The sequence below is a fragment of the Pseudomonas sp. GW821-FHT07G10 genome, from assembly GCF_059418545.1.
Map to the genome: position 1 here is coordinate 35,876 of NZ_JBWKQB010000036.1, position 19,562 is coordinate 55,437.

The 19,562-nt window shown below is 60.2% G+C and carries 16 protein-coding genes; 14 read left to right on the forward strand and 2 right to left on the reverse strand.

The window, feature by feature from the left end; all coding sequences use genetic code 11:
• Positions 1–3: 3 nt before the first annotated feature.
• From AC07O1_RS27140 to nuoN, 12 genes are all read left to right on the forward strand, one after another.
• Positions 4–678: a NuoB/complex I 20 kDa subunit family protein gene (locus tag AC07O1_RS27140; RefSeq protein ID WP_489360825.1), complete on the forward strand. Its 675-nt coding sequence runs from the start codon at positions 4–6 to the stop codon at positions 676–678.
• Positions 679–750: 72 nt separating this feature from the next.
• On the forward strand, positions 751–2,535 hold the full coding sequence (gene nuoC, locus AC07O1_RS27145) for an NADH-quinone oxidoreductase subunit C/D (protein WP_495011520.1): 1,785 nt from the start codon (positions 751–753) through the stop codon (positions 2,533–2,535).
• A gap of 2 nt (positions 2,536–2,537) precedes the next feature.
• Complete coding sequence (gene nuoE / locus AC07O1_RS27150; protein WP_494993346.1) at positions 2,538–3,035, forward strand: NADH-quinone oxidoreductase subunit NuoE; 498 nt, start codon at positions 2,538–2,540, stop codon at positions 3,033–3,035.
• Entirely contained in the window at positions 3,032–4,393 is a 1,362-nt protein-coding gene (gene nuoF, locus AC07O1_RS27155) for an NADH-quinone oxidoreductase subunit NuoF (protein WP_495011521.1), read from the forward strand. The genes nuoE and nuoF overlap by 4 nt, the downstream gene beginning before the upstream one ends.
• A gap of 161 nt (positions 4,394–4,554) precedes the next feature.
• The gene (nuoG, locus tag AC07O1_RS27160; protein ID WP_495011522.1) at positions 4,555–7,272 is read left to right on the forward strand and encodes an NADH-quinone oxidoreductase subunit NuoG; all 2,718 of its coding nucleotides are present in this window, start codon (positions 4,555–4,557) and stop codon (positions 7,270–7,272) included.
• Positions 7,269–8,276 carry an NADH-quinone oxidoreductase subunit NuoH gene (nuoH, locus tag AC07O1_RS27165; RefSeq protein WP_494993349.1) on the forward strand — a complete coding sequence of 336 codons (1,008 nt, stop codon included), beginning with the start codon at positions 7,269–7,271 and terminating at the stop codon, positions 8,274–8,276. Before nuoG ends, nuoH begins: the two co-directional genes overlap by 4 nt.
• 12 nt (positions 8,277–8,288) lie before the next feature.
• Entirely contained in the window at positions 8,289–8,837 is a 549-nt protein-coding gene (gene nuoI, locus AC07O1_RS27170) for an NADH-quinone oxidoreductase subunit NuoI (RefSeq protein WP_494993350.1), read from the forward strand.
• A gap of 9 nt (positions 8,838–8,846) precedes the next feature.
• Positions 8,847–9,347 (forward strand): NADH-quinone oxidoreductase subunit J, encoded by a 501-nt coding sequence (gene nuoJ, locus AC07O1_RS27175; protein WP_495011523.1) that lies wholly within the window; start codon positions 8,847–8,849, stop codon positions 9,345–9,347.
• Between the two features lie 4 nt (positions 9,348–9,351).
• Positions 9,352–9,675 (forward strand): NADH-quinone oxidoreductase subunit NuoK, encoded by a 324-nt coding sequence (gene nuoK / locus AC07O1_RS27180; RefSeq protein ID WP_495011524.1) that lies wholly within the window; start codon positions 9,352–9,354, stop codon positions 9,673–9,675.
• Complete coding sequence (nuoL, locus tag AC07O1_RS27185; RefSeq protein WP_494993353.1) at positions 9,672–11,525, forward strand: NADH-quinone oxidoreductase subunit L; 1,854 nt, start codon at positions 9,672–9,674, stop codon at positions 11,523–11,525. The genes nuoK and nuoL overlap by 4 nt, the downstream gene beginning before the upstream one ends.
• Positions 11,526–11,564: 39 nt before the next feature.
• A complete protein-coding gene (gene nuoM / locus AC07O1_RS27190; RefSeq protein ID WP_494993354.1) occupies positions 11,565–13,097 on the forward strand; it encodes an NADH-quinone oxidoreductase subunit M in 1,533 nt (510 codons plus the stop codon).
• 7 nt (positions 13,098–13,104) lie between these two features.
• Positions 13,105–14,568, forward strand: a complete 1,464-nt coding sequence (gene nuoN / locus AC07O1_RS27195; protein ID WP_495011526.1) for an NADH-quinone oxidoreductase subunit NuoN — start codon at positions 13,105–13,107, stop codon at positions 14,566–14,568.
• A 308-nt stretch (positions 14,569–14,876) separates the two neighbouring features.
• Here nuoN and cysS read toward each other — a convergent pair whose 3' ends face one another.
• Complete coding sequence (gene cysS, locus AC07O1_RS27200; RefSeq protein ID WP_494993356.1) at positions 14,877–16,259, reverse strand: cysteine--tRNA ligase; 1,383 nt, start codon at positions 16,257–16,259, stop codon at positions 14,877–14,879.
• 20 nt (positions 16,260–16,279) lie between these two features.
• Positions 16,280–17,977 (reverse strand): glutamine--tRNA ligase/YqeY domain fusion protein, encoded by a 1,698-nt coding sequence (locus tag AC07O1_RS27205; protein WP_494993357.1) that lies wholly within the window; start codon positions 17,975–17,977, stop codon positions 16,280–16,282.
• A 261-nt stretch (positions 17,978–18,238) separates the two neighbouring features.
• Here AC07O1_RS27205 and AC07O1_RS27210 point away from each other — a divergent pair, with 261 nt between their 5' ends.
• Together AC07O1_RS27210 and lpxH are read left to right on the forward strand one after the other, a co-directional pair.
• Positions 18,239–18,742 (forward strand): peptidylprolyl isomerase, encoded by a 504-nt coding sequence (locus AC07O1_RS27210; protein WP_495090782.1) that lies wholly within the window; start codon positions 18,239–18,241, stop codon positions 18,740–18,742.
• Positions 18,739–19,491 (forward strand): UDP-2,3-diacylglucosamine diphosphatase, encoded by a 753-nt coding sequence (gene lpxH / locus AC07O1_RS27215; RefSeq protein ID WP_495090783.1) that lies wholly within the window; start codon positions 18,739–18,741, stop codon positions 19,489–19,491. Before AC07O1_RS27210 ends, lpxH begins: the two co-directional genes overlap by 4 nt.
• The last annotated feature ends 71 nt before the right edge of the window (positions 19,492–19,562 follow it).

Genomic DNA, 19,562 nt, shown 5'->3' on the forward strand with positions numbered 1-19,562 from the left:
GCGATGCAATACAATCTCACCAGGATCGACCCGGATGCTCCTAACGAGCAGTACCCGATCGGCGAACGGGATACCGTTTCCGATCCGTTAGAAGATCAAGTCCACAAAAATATCTTCATGGGCAAGCTCGAAGACGTGCTGAACAGTACGGTCAACTGGGGGCGTAAAAACTCCCTGTGGCCATACAACTTCGGTCTGTCGTGCTGCTACGTGGAAATGACTACCGCCTTCACGGCGCCCCATGACATCGCACGCTTTGGCGCCGAAGTCATCCGGGCATCACCGCGCCAGGCGGATTTCATGGTTATTGCCGGTACCTGCTTCATCAAGATGGCGCCGATCATTCAGCGTCTCTATGAGCAAATGCTGGAACCCAAGTGGGTTATCTCCATGGGTTCGTGCGCCAACTCCGGTGGCATGTACGACATCTATTCCGTCGTTCAAGGGGTGGACAAGTTCCTGCCCGTGGACGTCTATGTGCCCGGCTGCCCGCCCCGCCCTGAAGCTTTTCTGCAAGGCTTGATGCTCTTGCAGGAGTCGATTGGCCAGGAGCGTCGCCCACTTTCCTGGGTCGTTGGTGATCAAGGCGTTTACCGCGCCGAAATGCCGTCGCAAAAGGAACAGCGCCGTGAACAGCGTATTCAGGTAACCAACCTGCGCAGCCCCGACGAAGTCTGATCCAGCTCAGCTCTTACAAAGAAACGAGAACCTGGTTTCATTCTTTACGTTGACCGAAAGCGATAAAAAGCCATGACTACAGGCAGTGCTCTGTACATCCCGCCTTATAAGGCAGACGACCAAGATGTGGTCGTCGAACTGAACAACCGTTTTGGCCCGGAGGCGTTCTCCGTCCAGGCCACCCGCACCGGCATGCCGGTGCTTTGGGTTACCCGCGCCAAACTGATCGAAGTCCTGACTTTCCTGCGTAACCTGCCCAAGCCGTACGTCATGCTGTATGACCTGCACGGCGTGGACGAGCGTCTGCGCACCAAGCGTCAGGGTTTGCCGAACGGCGTCGAATTCACCGTGTTCTATCACCTGCTGTCGATCGAACGTAATAGTGACGTAATGATCAAGGTCGCCTTGTCCGAGAGCGACCTCAGTTTGCCGACCGTCACCTCGATCTGGCCGAACGCCAACTGGTACGAGCGTGAAGTGTGGGACATGTACGGCATCGACTTTGCCGGCCATCCTCATTTGACCCGGATCATGATGCCGCCGACCTGGGAAGGTCACCCGCTGCGCAAGGATTTCCCGGCCCGCGCCACCGAATTCGACCCGTTCAGCCTGACCCTGGCCAAGCAACAGCTGGAAGAAGAAGCCGCGCGCTTCAAACCGGAAGACTGGGGCATGAAGCGTTCCGGCGCCAACGAGGACTACATGTTCCTCAACCTTGGCCCGAACCACCCTTCGGCTCACGGTGCGTTCCGTATCATCCTGCAACTTGACGGTGAAGAAATCGTCGACTGCGTTCCGGACGTCGGTTACCACCACCGTGGCGCCGAGAAAATGGCCGAGCGTCAGTCCTGGCACAGCTTCATCCCGTACACCGACCGGATCGACTACCTCGGCGGCGTGATGAACAACCTGCCGTACGTGCTCTCGGTCGAGAAACTGGCCGGCATCAAGGTGCCGGAGAAGGTCGACGTCATCCGCATCATGATGGCCGAGTTCTTCCGGATCACCAGCCACCTGTTGTTCCTGGGTACTTATATCCAGGACGTCGGCGCCATGACCCCGGTGTTCTTCACCTTCACCGACCGGCAAAAAGCCTACACCGTGATCGAAGCCATCACCGGCTTCCGTCTGCACCCGGCCTGGTACCGCATCGGCGGCGTCGCGCACGATCTGCCACGCGGCTGGGACAAACTGGTCAAGGACTTCGTCGAATGGCTGCCAAAGCGCCTCGACGAGTACGAGAAAGCCGCGCTGCAGAACAGCATCCTGCGTGGCCGGACCATCGGCGTCGCGGCCTACAACACCAAAGAAGCCCTGGAATGGGGCGTCACCGGTTCTGGCTTGCGTTCCACCGGCTGTGATTTCGACCTGCGTAAAGCCCGCCCGTATTCGGGCTACGAGAACTTCGAATTCGAAGTTCCGCTGGCGGCCAATGGCGATGCCTACGACCGCTGCATGGTTCGCGTCGAAGAAATGCGCCAGAGCGTCAAGATCATCGACCAGTGCCTGCGCAACATGCCGGAAGGCCCGTACAAAGCGGATCACCCGCTGACCACGCCGCCGCCTAAAGAGCGCACGCTGCAGCACATCGAAACCCTGATCACGCACTTCCTGCAAGTTTCGTGGGGCCCGGTCATGCCGGCCAACGAATCCTTCCAGATGATTGAAGCGACCAAGGGTATCAACAGTTATTACCTGACGAGCGATGGCGGCACCATGAGCTACCGCACCCGGATTCGTACCCCAAGCTTCCCGCACTTGCAGCAGATCCCTTCGGTGATCAAAGGCAGCATGGTCGCGGACTTGATCGCGTACCTGGGTAGTATCGATTTCGTTATGGCCGACGTGGACCGCTAAGCATGAACAGCACGCTTATCCAGACAGACCGTTTCGCCCTCAGCGAAACCGAGCGCTCGGCCATCGAGCACGAGCTGCATCACTACGAAGACCCGCGCGCGGCGTCGATCGAAGCCCTGAAGATTGTCCAGAAGGAACGTGGCTGGGTGCCTGATGGCGCGCTCTACGCCATCGGCGAGATCCTCGGCATTCCGGCCAGCGACGTTGAGGGCGTGGCGACGTTCTACAGCCAGATCTTCCGTCAGCCAGTGGGCCGTCACATCATTCGCGTCTGCGACAGCATGGTCTGCTTTATCGGCGGTCACGAGTCGGTGGTCAGCGAGATCCAGAGCAATCTCGGCATCGGCCTGGGTCAAACCACCGCCGACGGTCGCTTCACACTGCTACCGGTCTGCTGCCTCGGCAACTGCGACAAGGCACCTGCGCTGATGATCGACGACGACACTTTCGGTAATGTACAGCCTGCTGGCGTTGCCAAACTGTTGGAGGGCTACGTATGACCCTGACTTCCTTCGGCCCTGCCAACCGCATCAAGCGCAGTGCACAAACCCATCCGTTGACCTGGCGTCTGCGTGACGACGGCGAAGCCGTCTGGCTCGACGAGTACCAGGCCAAGAATGGCTACGCCGCTGCGCGCAAGGCATTCGCCGATATGTCTCAGGACGATATCGTCCAGACCGTCAAAGACTCCGGCCTCAAGGGTCGCGGTGGCGCAGGCTTCCCCACGGGTGTGAAGTGGGGCCTGATGCCCAAGGACGAATCCATCAACATCCGCTACTTGCTGTGCAACGCGGATGAGATGGAACCCAACACCTGGAAAGACCGCATGCTGATGGAGCAACTGCCCCATCTGCTGATCGAAGGCATGCTGATCAGTGCTCGCGCGCTGAAAACCTACCGTGGCTACATCTTCCTGCGCGGCGAATACACCACCGCCGCCAAGCACCTGAACCGTGCTGTGGAAGAAGCAAAAGCCGCGGGCCTGCTGGGCAAGAACATTCTGGGCAGCGGCTTCGATTTCGAACTGTTCGTCCACACCGGCGCCGGGCGTTACATCTGCGGTGAAGAAACCGCACTGATCAACTCCCTCGAAGGCCGCCGCGCCAACCCGCGCTCCAAGCCGCCCTTCCCTGCCGCCGTTGGCGTGTGGGGCAAGCCGACTTGCGTGAACAACGTCGAAACCCTGTGCAACGTGCCGGCGATCATCGCCGACGGTGTTGACTGGTACAAATCCCTGGCCCGTGAAGGCAGCGAAGACCACGGCACCAAGCTGATGGGCTTCTCCGGCAAAGTGAAGAACCCCGGCCTGTGGGAACTGCCGTTCGGCGTGACCGCTCGCGAGCTGTTCGAAGACTACGCCGGCGGCATGCGCGACGGCTTCAAGCTCAAGTGCTGGCAGCCAGGTGGCGCCGGTACCGGCTTCCTCTTGCCTGAGCACCTGGACGCTCAAATGTACGCCGGTGGCATCGCCAAAGTCGGCACCCGTATGGGTACCGGCCTGGCAATGGCCGTGGACGACAGCGTCAACATGGTCTCCCTGCTGCGCAACATGGAAGAGTTCTTCTCCCGCGAATCCTGCGGCTTCTGCACCCCGTGCCGTGACGGTCTGCCGTGGAGCGTCAAGCTGCTGCGTGCGATCGAGAACGGTGAAGGGCAAGCCGGCGATATCGAGACCCTGCTGGGTCTGGTCGGTTTCCTCGGCCCTGGCAAGACTTTCTGTGCTCACGCACCGGGCGCCGTGGAGCCATTGGGCAGCGCAATCAAATATTTCCGTCCAGAGTTCGAGGCCGGCATTGCACCCACCAGTGCTGTCGTCCCGCCTCTGGCTCGCCCGATCCCGATTCCGGTCGGCGCGTAAACGTATCGAACGAGGGTGGTCCGTGCCGCCCTCCTATCGTCTGAAGACGCTTCAGGCCTGTTGAAAACACAGTTTTCAACAGGCCTGTTTCAGCGCCAGGCGAGTACATAGATTCCATTAGCCACGCCCGCTGACACCGGGCCAACGAAGAACTTTGAACCATGGCCACTATCCACGTAGACGGCAAATCGCTCGAAGTCGATGGGGCAGACAACCTGTTACAGGCGTGTCTGTCGCTAGGCCTCGACATCCCGTATTTCTGCTGGCACCCCGCCCTTGGCAGCGTTGGCGCTTGTCGCCAGTGCGCGGTCAAGCAGTACACCGACGAGAACGACAAGCGTGGTCGTATCGTCATGTCGTGCATGACACCTGCCACCGACGGCAGCTGGATTTCCATCGATGACGAAGAAGCCAAAGTGTTTCGCGCCAGCGTCGTCGAATGGCTGATGACCAACCACCCGCACGACTGCCCGGTCTGCGAGGAGGGCGGTCACTGCCACCTGCAAGACATGACGGTGATGACCGGCCACAACGAGCGCCGTTACCGCTTCACCAAACGTACCCACCAGAACCAGCAACTGGGCCCGTTCATCTCTCACGAAATGAACCGCTGCATCGCCTGCTATCGCTGCGTACGTTTCTATAAAGACTACGCCGGCGGCACCGACCTCGGTGTATTCGGCGCCCACGACAACGTGTACTTCGGTCGCGTTGAAGACGGCACCCTGGAAAGCGAGTTCTCCGGCAACCTCACCGAGGTCTGCCCGACCGGTGTGTTCACCGACAAGACTCACTCCGAGCGCTACAACCGCAAGTGGGACATGCAGTTCTCGCCGAGCATCTGCCATGGCTGCTCCAGCGGTTGCAACATCAGCCCGGGTGAACGTTACGGCGAACTGCGTCGTATCGAAAACCGTTTCAACGGTTCGGTGAACCAGTACTTCCTCTGCGACCGTGGCCGTTTCGGTTATGGCTACGTCAACCGCGAAGATCGTCCGCGCCAGCCACTGCTGGCTGACGGTCAGGTCAAACTCGGTCTCGACGCTGCACTGGATAAAGCTGCCGATCTGCTGCGCGGTCGCAACATCGTCGGTATCGGCTCGCCACGCGCCAGCCTCGAAAGCAACTTCGCCCTGCGCGAACTGGTCGGTGCCGAGCACTTCTACTCGGGTATCGAAGCGTCCGAGCTGGAGCGTATTCGCCTGGTTGCCCAGGTGCTCAAAGACAGCCCGCTGCCGATCCCGAACATGCGCGAGATCGAAGACCACGACGCGATCTTCGTCCTCGGCGAAGACCTGACCCAGACCGCTGCCCGTATGGCCCTGGCACTGCGCCAATCGGTCAAAGGCAAAGCCGAAGACATGGCCGACGCCATGCGCGTTCAGCCTTGGCTGGATGCTGCGGTGAAGAACATCGGTCAGCACGAACTGAACCCGCTGTTCATCGCCAGCCTGGCTGAAACCAAGCTTGATGACGTGGCTGAAGAGTGCGTTCACGCCGCTCCAGACGACCTGGCTCGTATCGGTTTCGCCGTAGCTCACGCCCTCGACGCCAGCGCTCCTGCCGTTGAAGGCCTGGACAGCGACGCGGCTGAACTGGCGCAGCGTATCGCCAACGCCCTGTTGGCAGCCAAGCGTCCGCTGATCATTGCGGGTACTTCTCTGGGCTCCAAAGCGCTGATCGAAGCCGCGGCGAACATCGCCAAAGCGCTCAAGCTGCGCGAAAAAGCCGGCTCCATCAGCCTGATCGTGCCAGAGGCCAACAGCCTCGGCCTGGCCATGCTCGGTGGTGGATCGGCAGACGCTGCGCTGCAAGCGGTGATCGACGGCAAAGCCGACGCCATCGTCGTACTGGAAAATGATCTGTATACCCGCGTTGACGCAGCCAAAGTCGATGCCGCACTGAACGCTGCAAAAGTCGTGATTGTCACCGACCATCAGAAGACTGCCACCAGCGATCGTGCACATCTGGTTCTGCCAGCCGCCAGCTTCGCTGAAGGCGACGGTACGCTGGTCAGCCAGGAAGGCCGCGCCCAGCGCTTCTTCCAGGTCTTCGACCCGACTTACCTGGATGCGAGCATCCTGGTTCACGAAGGCTGGCGCTGGCTGCATGCCCTGCGCAGCACCTTGCTGAACAAGCCGGTGGACTGGACCCAACTGGACCACGTCACTGCAGCCTGCGCCGAAAGCAACCCGCAACTCGCTGGCATTGTCAGCGCTGCACCGTCGGCCTCGTTCCGCATCAAAGGTCTGAAACTGGCTCGCGAGCCGCTACGTTACAGTGGCCGGACCGCCATGCGCGCCGACATCAGCGTGCACGAACCGCGCACTTCCCAGGACAACGACACTGCATTCTCGTTCTCCATGGAAGGTTACTCGGGCTCCGCCGAACCACGTCAGCAAGTACCATTTGCCTGGTCTCCGGGCTGGAACTCGCCGCAAGCCTGGAACAAGTTCCAGGACGAAGTCGGTGGTCACCTGCGTGCCGGCGACCCGGGTACTCGCCTGATCGAAACCCAAGGTGATGGCCTGAGCTGGTTCGCCAGCATTCCGGGCGCGTTCTCCCCTGCTCGCGGAACCTGGCAAGCGGTGCCGTTCTATCACCTGTTCGGCAGTGAAGAGAACTCTTCGAAAGCCGCTCCGGTTCAGGAACGCATCCCGGCCGCCTACGTCTGTGTGGCCAAATCCGAGGCGGATCGTCTGGGCGTCAACGACGGTGCCCTGCTCAGCTTGAATGTTGCCGGCCAGACCCTGCGTCTGCCGCTGCGTATCAATGAAGAGCTGGGTGCTGGCCTGGTTGCTTTGCCTGCCGGTCTGGCGGGTATTCCACCGGCCATCGCCGGCCTTACCGTTGACGGTCTGCAGGAGGCAGCTCAATGACCTGGTTCACACCTGAAGTGATCGACGTGATCATCGCGGTGCTCAAGGCCATCGTGATTCTGCTCGCCGTGGTGGTTTGCGGCGCGCTGCTGAGCTGGGTCGAGCGTCGTTTGCTCGCCCTCTGGCAGGACCGTTACGGTCCGAACCGGGTTGGCCCGTTCGGCGCCTTCCAGATCGCCGCCGACATGATCAAGATGTTCTTCAAGGAAGACTGGACGCCACCGTTCGCCGACAAAGTGATCTTCACTTTGGCGCCGGTGGTGGCCATGAGCGCCTTGCTGATTGCCTTCGCAATCATCCCGATCACCCCGACCTGGGGTGTCGCGGACCTGAACATCGGCGTGCTGTTCTTCTTCGCCATGGCCGGTCTGTCGGTCTACGCGGTGCTGTTCGCCGGCTGGTCGAGCAACAACAAGTTCGCCCTGTTGGGCAGCTTGCGGGCCTCGGCACAAACCGTGTCCTATGAAGTGTTCATGGGTCTGTCGTTGATGGGCATCGTGGCGCAGGCTGGCTCGTTCAACATGCGCGACATCGTCGATTACCAGGCCCAGCACCTGTGGTTCATCATTCCGCAGATCCTCGGCTTCCTCACCTTCTTCATCGCTGGCGTGGCCGTGACTCACCGTCACCCCTTCGACCAGCCGGAAGCGGAGCAGGAACTGGCCGACGGTTACCACATTGAATACGCTGGCATGAAATGGGGCATGTTCTTCGTCGGTGAGTACATCGGCATCGTGTTGATCTCGGCGCTGCTGGTGACTTTGTTCTTCGGTGGCTGGCACGGACCTTTCGACATTTTGCCGCAGATCCCGTTCATCTGGTTTGCTCTGAAGACCGCGTTTTTCATCATGATCTTCATCCTGCTGCGCGCATCGATTCCGCGCCCACGGTATGACCAAGTGATGGATTTCGGCTGGAAATTCTGCCTGCCGCTGACCCTGATCAATCTGCTGGTGACCGCTGCGATCGTGTTGTTGAACACGCCCGCCGTCGCGGCTCAGTGAGGATAGAGAATCATGTTCAAGTATACTTTTGACATCGTGCATGGCTTCTTCACCCAGCTTCGCAGCCTGGTGATGATATTTGGCCACGCCTTCCGCAAGCGCGACACGCTGCAGTACCCGGAAGAGGCGGTGTACCTGCCGCCGCGCTTCCGTGGGCGCATCGTCCTGACCCGCGACCCCGACGGCGAAGAGCGCTGTGTAGCCTGCAACCTGTGCGCCGTAGCGTGTCCGGTGGGTTGCATCTCGCTGCAGAAAGCTGAAACCGAGGACGGTCGCTGGTACCCGGACTTCTTCCGCATCAACTTCTCGCGTTGCATTTTCTGCGGCCTCTGCGAGGAAGCCTGCCCGACCACTGCGATCCAGCTGACACCGGATTTCGAGATGGCCGAGTTCAAACGTCAGGACCTGGTTTACGAGAAAGAAGATCTGCTGATCTCCGGTCCCGGCAAGAACCCTGATTACAACTTCTATCGTGTTGCAGGTATGGCCATTGCCGGTAAGCCAAAAGGCTCCGCGCAAAATGAAGCCGAACCGATCAACGTGAAGAGCTTGCTGCCTTAAGGAAGAAAGATGGAATTCGCTTTCTATTTCGCATCAGGTGTTGCCGTTGTGTCCACGCTTCGCGTGATCACCAACACCAACCCTGTGCACGCCCTGCTCTACCTGATTATTTCGCTGCTCGCGGTGGCGATGACCTTTTTCAGTCTCGGTGCTCCATTCGCCGGTGTACTGGAAGTGATCGCCTACGCCGGCGCCATCCTGGTGCTGTTCGTGTTCGTGGTGATGATGCTGAACCTGGGCCCGGCCTCGGTTCAGCAAGAGCGCGTCTGGCTCAAACCCGGTATCTGGGGTGGTCCGGTCGTACTCGCTGCACTGCTGCTGGCTGAATTGCTGTATGTACTGTTCAGCCATTCCGCCGGCACCGGCATCGGTCAAACCACCGTAGACTCCAAGGCCGTGGGCATCAGCCTGTTCGGTCCTTATCTACTGGTGGTCGAACTCGCCTCGATGCTGCTGCTCGCTGCAGCCGTCACGGCGTTCCACCTGGGCCGCAACGAGGCGAAGGAGTAAGACCATGCCTGCTATCACTCTTGGTTCTATCCCGTTGGAGCATGGCCTGGCTGTCGCCGGCGTCCTGTTCTGCCTCGGTCTGGTCGGCCTGATGGTCCGCCGCAACATTCTCTTTGTGCTGATGAGCCTGGAGATCATGATGAACGCCTCTGGTCTGGCCTTCATCGTTGCAGGTGCAAGATGGGCGCAGCCGGATGGACAGATCATGTTCATCCTGGTGCTCAGCCTGGCAGCCGCCGAGGCCAGTATTGGCCTGGCGATTCTGTTGCAGCTGTATCGCCGCTTCCACACTCTCGATATCGACGCTGCCAGCGAGATGCGCGGATGAACCTTCTCTATCTGACTTTCCTGTTCCCTCTGATCGGTTTTGTGCTGCTGGCGTTCTCTCGGGGACGCCTCTCGGAAAACCTCTCGGCATTGATCGGCGTCGGCTCCGTTGGCCTCTCGGCCATTGTCGCCACCTATGTGATCTGGCAATTCAACGTCGCACCGCCTGAAGGCGGCCACTACACCCAGGTGTTGTGGCAGTGGATAGCGGTGGAAGGCTTTACGCCGAACTTCGCCCTGTACCTGGATGGTCTGTCCGTGACCATGCTCGGTGTGGTGGTGGGCGTGGGCTTTCTGATCCACCTGTTCGCCTCCTGGTACATGCGCGGTGAAGCCGGTTACTCGCGCTTCTTCGCCTACACCAACCTGTTTATCGCCAGCATGCTGTTCCTGGTCCTGGGCGATAACCTGCTGTTCCTGTACTTCGGTTGGGAAGGCGTGGGCCTGTGCAGCTACCTGTTGATCGGTTTCTACTACAGCAACCGCAACAACGGTAACGCCGCACTCAAGGCCTTTATCGTCACCCGTGTCGGCGACGTGTTCTTGGCCATCGGCCTGTTCATCCTGTTCCAGCAACTGGGCACGCTGAACATTCAAGAGCTGATGGTTCGTGCTCCGGAACACTTCAAGGTCGGCGACTTCTGGATCGTTCTGGCGACCCTGATGTTGCTCGGTGGTGCCGTCGGTAAATCCGCGCAACTGCCGCTGCAAACCTGGCTGGCAGACGCGATGGCCGGCCCTACCCCGGTCTCGGCACTGATCCACGCCGCGACCATGGTGACCGCCGGTGTCTACCTGATCGCTCGTACCCACGGTCTGTTTGCTTTGGCGCCGGATATCCTGCATCTAGTAGGGATCGTCGGTGGCGTGACTCTGGTACTGGCCGGCTTCGCCGCGCTGGTGCAGACCGACATCAAACGCGTCCTCGCCTACTCGACCATGAGCCAGATCGGCTATATGTTCCTGGCCCTGGGTGTCGGTGCCTGGGAAGGCGCGATCTTCCACCTGATGACCCACGCCTTCTTCAAGGCGCTGCTGTTCCTTGCATCCGGTTCGGTGATCGTTGCCTGCCACCACGAGCAGAACATCTTCAAGATGGGCGGCCTGTGGAAGAAACTGCCTTTGGCCTATGTCAGCTTCATCGTCGGCGGTGCCGCGCTGGCGGCCCTGCCACTGGTGACCGCAGGTTTCTACTCCAAGGACGAAATCCTCTGGGAAGCCTTCGCCAGCGGTAACCACGGCCTGCTGTACGCCGGTCTGGTGGGTGCCTTCATGACCTCGCTGTACACCTTCCGCCTGATCTTCATCACGTTCCACGGTGAAGTGAAGACCGAAGCCCACGCCGGTCACGGTATTGCCCACTGGCTGCCACTGTCGGTGCTGATCATCCTGTCGACCTTCATCGGCGCCATGATCGTTCCACCGCTGCACGGTGTACTGCCGGAAAGCGTCGGCCACGCCGGCGGCGAAGCCAAGCACAGCCTGGAAATCGCCTCAGGTGCTATCGCCCTGTCCGGTATCCTGCTGGCAGCACTGCTGTTCCTCGGCAAGCGTCGCTTCGTCACCGCCATCGCCAACAGCGGCATCGGTCGTCTGCTCTCGGCCTGGTGGTTCGCCGCCTGGGGCTTCGACTGGATCTACGACAAGCTGTTCGTCAAGCCGTACCTGATGATCAACCATGTACTGCGCAAAGACCCGCTCGATCAGACCATTGGTTTGATCCCGCGTATGGCCAAGGGTGGACATCACTCCCTGAGCCGTACCGAGACTGGCCAGCTGCGTTGGTATGCAGCTTCCATGGCCGCAGGTGCCGTGCTGGTAATCGGTGCCATTGTGTTGGTAGCGGTCTGATATGAACCTTGCGAAATTGCGAAAGGAATTGAGCCCGTCATGATTCTGCTTTGGCTAATCCTGATCCCCTTTATCGGCGGCCTGCTGTGCTGGATGGGTGAGCGCTTCGGCGCTACCCTGCCACGCTGGATTGCGTTGCTGACCATGTCCCTGGAACTCGCTCTCGGCCTCTGGCTGTGGGCCCATGGTGACTATTCATTTGCACCGGCGCCTGGCGCCGATCCGACCTGGGTGATTGAGTTCAAGCACGTCTGGATCGAGCGCTTCGGCATCAACGTGCACCTGGCCCTCGACGGCCTGTCGCTGTTGATGATCCTGCTGACCGGTCTGCTGGGTGTCCTCTCGGTACTCTGCTCCTGGAAAGAGATCCAGCGTCACGTGGGCTTCTTCCACCTGAACCTGATGTGGATCCTGGGCGGTGTCGTCGGTGTGTTCCTCGCCCTCGACCTGTTCATGTTCTTCTTCTTCTGGGAAATGATGCTGGTGCCGATGTACTTCCTCATCGCGCTCTGGGGTCATAGTTCATCGGACGGCAAGAAAACCCGGATCTACGCGGCGACCAAGTTCTTCATCTTCACCCAGGCCAGCGGCCTGATCATGTTGGTGGCGATCCTGGGTCTGGTGCTGGTCAACTTCAACAGCACCGGGGTGATCACGTTCGATTACTCCCAGCTGCTGAAAACCAAGATGTCGCAGACCACCGAATACATCCTGATGCTCGGCTTCTTCATCGCCTTCGCGGTGAAGCTGCCCGTGGTGCCGTTCCACTCCTGGCTACCGGATGCGCACGCCCAGGCGCCGACCGCCGGTTCCGTCGACCTGGCCGGTATCTTGTTGAAGACCGCTGCTTATGGGATGTTGCGTTTCGCCCTGCCGCTGTTCCCGAATGCTTCGGCCGAGTTCGCGCCGATCGCCATGACCCTGGGTCTGGTCGGGATCTTCTACGGTGCGTTCCTGGCGTTCGCCCAAACCGACATCAAGCGTCTGATCGCCTTCTCCAGCGTTGCGCACATGGGCTTCGTGCTGATCGGGATCTACTCCGGCAGCCAGCTGGCGCTGCAAGGCGCGGTGATGCAGATGCTGGCGCACGGTGTTTCGGCAGCCGCACTCTTTATCATCAGCGGCCAGTTGTACGAGCGCATGCACACTCGCGACATGCGCGAGATGGGTGGCCTGTGGTCACGCATTGCGTATCTGCCGGCGGTCAGCCTGTTCTTTGCAGCCGCTTCGCTGGGTTTGCCGGGTACCGGTAACTTCGTCGGCGAATTCCTGATCCTGCTGGGCAACTTTGCCAGAGCGCCATGGATCACCGCGATTGCCACTTCCGGTCTGGTGTTCGGTTCGGTCTATTCGCTGATCATGATCCACCGTGCCTACTTCGGCCCGTCCAAGTCGGACGAAATACTGCACGGCATGGATGCTCGCGAACTGATCATGGTGGTTGGACTTGCAGGGCTGCTGGTCTACATCGGCATTTACCCGCAACCGTTCCTCGATACCTCTGCCGCGACGATGCATGGCGTGCAGCAATGGTTCGGCACCGCCTCCACTCAACTCGCTTCGGCCCGGTAAGAGCGCTATGGACCTGACGACTCAACACTTTATCGCGCTTGCGCCGCTGCTGATTACCAGCGCCACGATTATCGTGGTGATGATGGCGATCGCCTGGCGTCGCAACCACTCACAGACCTTCCTGCTTTCAGTAGCCGGTCTCAACCTGGCCCTGCTGTCGATCCTCCCGGCCCTGAAAGTCGCGCCTCTGGCCGTGACCCCGCTGCTGCAGATCGATAGCTTCGCCTGCCTCTACATGGCGTTGATCCTGGTCGCTACCCTGGCCTGTGTGACCCTCGCCCACGCCTACCTCGGCGATGGCAGTACGGGTTACCCGGGCAACCGCGAAGAGCTGTACCTGCTGATCCTGATGGCTGCGGCCGGCGGTTTGGTTCTGGTCAGCGCGCAGCACCTGGCCGGCTTGTTCGTCGGCCTGGAACTGCTCTCGGTTCCAGTCTACGGCCTGGTGGCGTATGCCTTCTTCAACAAGCGCTCCCTGGAAGCCGGCATCAAGTACATGGTGCTGTCGGCCGCCGGTTCCGCGTTCCTGTTGTTCGGCATGGCGCTGCTTTACGCAGAGGCCGGTACCCTGAGCTTCAGCGGCATCGGTCACGCACTGGCCGCTACCGGTCTGCCAAGCCCGATCGCGCAACTGGGCCTGGCCATGATGCTGATCGGCCTGGCGTTCAAGTTGTCGCTGGTGCCCTTCCACCTCTGGACCCCCGACGTGTACGAAGGCGCTCCTGCTCCGGTCGCAGCCTTCCTCGCCACCGCGAGCAAGGTTGCGGTATTCGCGGTGATGCTGCGTCTGTTCCAGATCTCGCCGGTGGCCAGCAGTGGCATACTGAGCAACGTTCTGACCATCATTGCGATCGCCTCGATCCTGTTTGGTAACCTGTTGGCACTGACCCAGAGCAACCTCAAGCGTCTGCTGGGTTACTCCTCCATCGCGCACTTCGGTTACCTGCTGATCGCCCTGGTGGCGAGCAAAGGTCTGGCAGTGGAAGCCATCGGCGTTTACCTGGTCACCTACGTGATCACCAGCCTCGGCGCATTCGGCGTAATCACCCTGATGTCCTCGCCGTACAAAGGCCGCGACGCAGATGCCCTGTACGAATACCGCGGCCTGTTCTGGCGCCGTCCGTACCTGACCGCCGTGCTGACCGTAATGATGCTGTCGCTGGCCGGCATTCCGCTGACCGCAGGCTTCATCGGCAAGTTCTACATCATCGCCACCGGTGTCGAATCCCACCAGTGGTGGCTGGTCGGCTCTCTGGTACTGGGTAGTGCCATCGGCGTCTTCTACTACCTGCGTGTGATGGTCACTCTGTATCTGATCGAACCGAACCTGCGTCGCGTTGACGCCCAGCTGCACTGGGAACAACGTGCCGGTGGCGTCATGCTGCTGGCCATCGCTGTTCTGGCGTTCTTCCTCGGCCTGTACCCACAGCCGTTGCTGACGCTGGTTCAGCAGACAGGCCTGGCCGGTTGATCGCTTAAGCGACAGGCAGCAGAAAACAGAAACGGCACCTTCGGGTGTCGTTTTTGCGTTTGGGGGGCTGCTCTCCCCTTTCTCGGAATGTGCCTGCAAAAAGACCGGTAGCGGCTGAAATGATCGTTCCCACGCTCCGCGTGGGAACGCCTCAATGGACGCTCTGCGTCCGCTGTTGGGACGCGGAGCGTCCCGGGCTGCATTCCCACGCGGAGCGTGGGAACGATCAACGATCAAACGATCAACCCGACCTTTCCAAAAACAAAAACCCGCACAAGGCGGGTTTTTGTTTGCAGCAAACGCCGGCCTTAGTCAGCCAGGCGCCACGTCGTGCCGCCCTTGCCGTCCTCCAGCACCACGCCCATGGCGGTAAGTTGGTCGCGGATGCGGTCCGATTCGGCCCAGTCCTTGTTGGCACGGGCTGTCAGGCGCGCCTGAATCAGCGCATCGACTTCTGCTGCATCGACCCGACCTTCGGCACCTGCTTGCAGGAAGTCGTCCGCTTGCAGTTGCAACACACCGAGCACGCTGGCCAGTTCTTTCAAGCGTGCCGCCAGACCGGCCGCCGCGTTCAGATCACTCTCACGCAGACGGTTGATCTCACGGACCATCTCGAACAGCACCGCGCAGGCTTCCGGCGTGCCGAAGTCGTCGTTCATCACTTGGGTAAAACGCTCGACGAAGGCTTCGCCACCGGCGGCCGGAACCGTCGGCAGGCCTTTCAACGCGTGGTAGAAACGCTCCAGAGCGCCTTTGGCGTCCTTGAGGTTGTCTTCCGAGTAGTTGATCGCGCTGCGGTAGTGGCTCGACACCAGCAGGTAACGCACGACTTCCGGGTGGTACTTGTCGAGGACGTCGCGAATGGTGAAGAAGTTGTTCAAGGACTTGGACATCTTCTCGCCATTGATGCGAATCATCCCGCAATGCATCCACGCGTTGGCGTAGGTCTTGCCGGTGGCCGCTTCGCTCTGGGCGATTTCGTTTTCATGGTGCGGGAACTCGAGGTCGCTGCCACCGCCATGAATGTCGAAGGTCTCGCCCAGGCAGCAGGTCGACATCACCGAGCACTCAATGTGCCAGCCCGGACGCCCGGCGCCCCACGGCGATTCCCAGCTCGGCTCGCCCGGCTTGGCGGCTTTCCACAGGACGAAGTCCAGCGGGTCCTGTTTCGACTCGTCGACTTCAATGCGGGCGCCGATGCGCAGGTCTTCGATCTTCTTGCGCGACAGCTTGCCGTAACCCATGAACTTGCCGACGCGGTAGTACACGTCGCCGTTGCCCGGCGCGTAGGCATAGCCCTTGTCGATCAAGGTCTGGATCATCGCCTGCATGCCGGGGATGTAATCGGTAGCCCGTGGCTCCATGTCCGGCTTGAGGATGTTCAAGCGCGACTCGTCTTCGTGCATCGCCGCGATCATGCGCTCGGTCAACACGTCGTACGGCTCGCCGTTTTCACGGGCGCGATTGATGATCTTGTCTTCGATGTCGGTGATGTTACGCACGTAGGTCAGGTCATAACCGCTGAACCGCAACCAGCGGGTCACCAGGTCAAACGCAACCATGCTGCGCCCGTGGCCCAGGTGGCAGTAGTCGTACACGGTCATCCCGCAGACGTACATGCGCACCTTGTTGCCATCCAGCGGCTTGAAGACTTCTTTGCTCTTGGTGAGCGTGTTGTAGATCGTAAGCACGATTGTTCCTTGGCTCTAAATCACTGGCCCCACGAATCACGCAGGGTCACGGTGCGGTTGAATACCGGGTGACCGGGTTTCGAGTCCTTGATATCCGCGACGAAGTAACCTTCGCGCTCGAACTGGAAACGGTCTTCCGGCTGTGCATTGCCCAACGAAGGCTCAGCACGACAACCGGTAAGCACCTGCAGCGAATCAGGGTTGATGTTGTCCAGGAAACCGGCGCTGTCTTCGGCCTTCTCAGGGTTCGGCGAACGGAACAGGCGATCGTACAGACGAACTTCACACTCGACGCTGGCCGCTGCCGGCACCCAGTGAATCACGCCTTTGACCTTGCGGCCTTCAGGGTTCTTGCCCAGGGTGTCCGGATCGTACGAGCAACGCAGTTCGACGATGTTGCCATCGGCGTCCTTGATCGCTTCGTCGGCACGGATCACGTAGCTGCCGCGCAGACGCACTTCGCCATTCGGTTCCAGGCGTTTGTAGCCTTTTGGCGGCTCTTCCATGAAGTCTTCACGGTCGATGTAGATCTCACGGGCGAACGGCAGAGCCCGTACGCCCATGTCTTCTTTCGGGTGGCACGGCAGTTCGAGGTTCTCGACCTGGCCTTCCGGGTAGTTGCTGATCACGACTTTCAGCGGACGCAGCACGCACATGGCACGCGGGGCGCTGTGGTCGAGGTCGTCGCGGATGCTGAATTCCAGCATGCCGAAGTCGACCACGCCTTCGGAACGGTTGGTGCCGACCATGTCGCAGAAGTTGCGGATCGATTTCGGGGTGTAGCCACGACGGCGGAAACCCGACAGTGTGGACATGCGCGGGTCGTCCCAGCCGTTAACGTGTTTCTCGTCGACCAACTGCTTGAGCTTGCGCTTGCTGGTGATGGTGTAGTTCAGGTTCAACCGCGAGAACTCGTACTGACGCGGGTGCGCCGGAACTGGCAGGTTGTCGAGGAACCAGTCGTACAGCGGGCGGTGGCCTTCGAACTCCAGGGTGCAGATCGAGTGGGTGATGCCTTCGATGGCGTCCGACTGACCGTGGGTGAAGTCGTAGTTCGGGTAGATGCACCACTTGTCACCGGTCTGGTGGTGGTGCTCGTGACGGATGCGATACAGGATCGGGTCGCGCAGATTCATGTTCGGCGAGGCCATGTCGATCTTCGCTCGCAGTACACGCGCGCCATCCTTGAATTCGCCAGCCTTCATGCGGGCGAACAGGTCGAGGTTCTCTTCGACGCTGCGCTCACGGAACGGACTGTTCTTGCCCGGCTCGGTCAGGCTGCCACGGTACTCCCTGGCTTGCTCCGGGGTCAGGTCGCAAACGTAGGCCTTGCCAGCCTTGATCAGCTCCACCGCCCAATCGTGCAGCTGGTCGAAATACTGCGAGGCATAGCGCACTTCACCGGACCATTGGAAGCCCAGCCATTTGATGTCGCTTTCAATGGCGTCGATGTATTCCTGGTCTTCCTTGGCCGGGTTGGTGTCGTCAAAACGCAGGTGCGTGACGCCACCGAACTCTTCGGCCAGGCCGAAGTTCACACAGATCGACTTGGCGTGACCGATGTGCAGGTAGCCGTTGGGCTCTGGCGGGAAGCGGGTCACGATCTGCGTGTGCTTACCCGAGTCCAGGTCCGCCTGGATGATCGGGCGCAGGAAGTTGACTGGAACGGCAGGTCCGGTCTTGGAATTCGAGGTAGGGTCGACAGTGGGCTTGCTCATAGGATCCTTGACGTACAAGTGCGTGGCCAGGTAGCGGGCCTGATAAATCAAAGCGCCTATCATAGCCGATGCTGTCAAGCACCTGACAGAGCAGGCCCTAAAACTGCTGCTTTTAATGTGCCTGAAGTGAAAAACAGCCTCGAAATTCGCCGCCGTCACGCTAAACTGCGCACCTTGGTGAGTTTTTGCCAAACAGGTGTGGGCTCGCACGCGTCATGCTGCGCCCCGAAAGCCACGAATTCCTTGAATAGAGTACCCATCATGACTCAAGTCAAACTGACCACCAACCACGGCGACATCGTCCTGGAGCTGAACGCCGAGAAAGCCCCGATCACCGTGGCCAACTTCCTCGAATACGTTAAAGCCGGCCATTACGAAAACACCGTTTTCCACCGTGTCATCGGCAACTTCATGATCCAGGGCGGCGGTTTCGAGCCAGGCATGAAAGAAAAGAAAGACAAGCGTCCTAGCATCCAGAACGAAGCTGACAACGGTCTTTCCAACGACAAGTACACCGTCGCCATGGCGCGTACCATGGAGCCGCATTCGGCTTCCGCGCAGTTCTTCATCAACGTTGCCGACAACAGCTTCCTCAACCACAGCGGCAAGAACGTTCAGGGTTGGGGTTATGCCGTGTTCGGTAAAGTGACCGCCGGCACCGACGTCGTCGACAAGATCAAAGGTGTTTCGACCACCATGAAGGCCGGCCACCAGGACGTTCCAGCAGACGACGTGATCATCGAGAAAGCCGAGATCATTGAGTGATATTGCTGATTTCAGATTTACATCTGGAAGAGGAGCGCCCGGACATTACCCGGGCGTTTCTGGATTTGCTCGCCACCCGCGCCCGCTCGGCGACCGCGCTGTACATTCTGGGCGACTTTTTCGAGGTGTGGATTGGCGACGACGCCATGACCTCCTTCCAACGCTCCATTTGCCAGGCTCTTCGCGAACTCAGCGAGAGCGGCACACAGATTTTTCTGATGCACGGCAATCGCGACTTCCTGCTCGGCAAGGCCTTCTGCAAAGCAGCCGGCTGCACCCTGCTCAAGGACCCGAGTGTCGTGCAGCTCGCAGGTGAGCCAGTGCTGTTGATGCACGGCGACAGCCTCTGCACCCGTGATGAAAGCTACATGAAATTGCGCCGTTACCTGCGCAATCCCGTCACCTTGTTCGTGCTGCGCCATCTGCCGCTGTGCACCCGGCACAAACTGGCGCGCAAGCTGCGCAGCGAAAGCCGCGCGCAAAACCGGATGAAAGCCAACGACATCGTCGACGTCACCCCCGAGGAAATCCCGCGGATCATGCAGCAGTACGGCGTGAAAACCCTGGTCCACGGCCACACCCACCGCCCTGCCATCCACAAACTGCAGATTGGCGAGCAGGCGGCCAGGCGCATTGTGCTGGGAGATTGGGATCGTCAGGGCTGGGCGCTGCAGGTGGATGAGCAGGGCTTTCAACTGGCGGCGTTTGATTTTGTGCCACCCTCGGTAGCCGCACTACCCCATCTGTAGGAGCCTGGGGGGGGGGGGGGGGGGGGGGGGGGGGGGGGGGGGGGGGGGGGGGGGGGGGGGGGGGGGGGGGG

Excerpts from the sequence above, each read along its gene's own strand:
- AC07O1_RS27140 (WP_489360825.1), top strand. The coding sequence starts at position 4 with ATGCAATACAATCTCACCAGGATCGACCCGGATGCTCCTAACGAGCAG.
- nuoC (WP_495011520.1), top strand. The coding sequence starts at position 751 with ATGACTACAGGCAGTGCTCTGTACATCCCGCCTTATAAGGCAGACGAC.
- nuoE (WP_494993346.1), top strand. The coding sequence starts at position 2,538 with ATGAACAGCACGCTTATCCAGACAGACCGTTTCGCCCTCAGCGAAACC.
- nuoF (WP_495011521.1), top strand. The coding sequence starts at position 3,032 with ATGACCCTGACTTCCTTCGGCCCTGCCAACCGCATCAAGCGCAGTGCA.
- nuoG (WP_495011522.1), top strand. The coding sequence starts at position 4,555 with ATGGCCACTATCCACGTAGACGGCAAATCGCTCGAAGTCGATGGGGCA.
- nuoH (WP_494993349.1), top strand. The coding sequence starts at position 7,269 with ATGACCTGGTTCACACCTGAAGTGATCGACGTGATCATCGCGGTGCTC.
- nuoI (WP_494993350.1), top strand. The coding sequence starts at position 8,289 with ATGTTCAAGTATACTTTTGACATCGTGCATGGCTTCTTCACCCAGCTT.
- nuoJ (WP_495011523.1), top strand. The coding sequence starts at position 8,847 with ATGGAATTCGCTTTCTATTTCGCATCAGGTGTTGCCGTTGTGTCCACG.
- nuoK (WP_495011524.1), top strand. The coding sequence starts at position 9,352 with ATGCCTGCTATCACTCTTGGTTCTATCCCGTTGGAGCATGGCCTGGCT.
- nuoL (WP_494993353.1), top strand. The coding sequence starts at position 9,672 with ATGAACCTTCTCTATCTGACTTTCCTGTTCCCTCTGATCGGTTTTGTG.
- nuoM (WP_494993354.1), top strand. The coding sequence starts at position 11,565 with ATGATTCTGCTTTGGCTAATCCTGATCCCCTTTATCGGCGGCCTGCTG.
- nuoN (WP_495011526.1), top strand. The coding sequence starts at position 13,105 with ATGGACCTGACGACTCAACACTTTATCGCGCTTGCGCCGCTGCTGATT.
- AC07O1_RS27205 (WP_494993357.1), bottom strand. The coding sequence starts at position 17,977 with ATGAGCAAGCCCACTGTCGACCCTACCTCGAATTCCAAGACCGGACCT.
- AC07O1_RS27210 (WP_495090782.1), top strand. The coding sequence starts at position 18,239 with ATGACTCAAGTCAAACTGACCACCAACCACGGCGACATCGTCCTGGAG.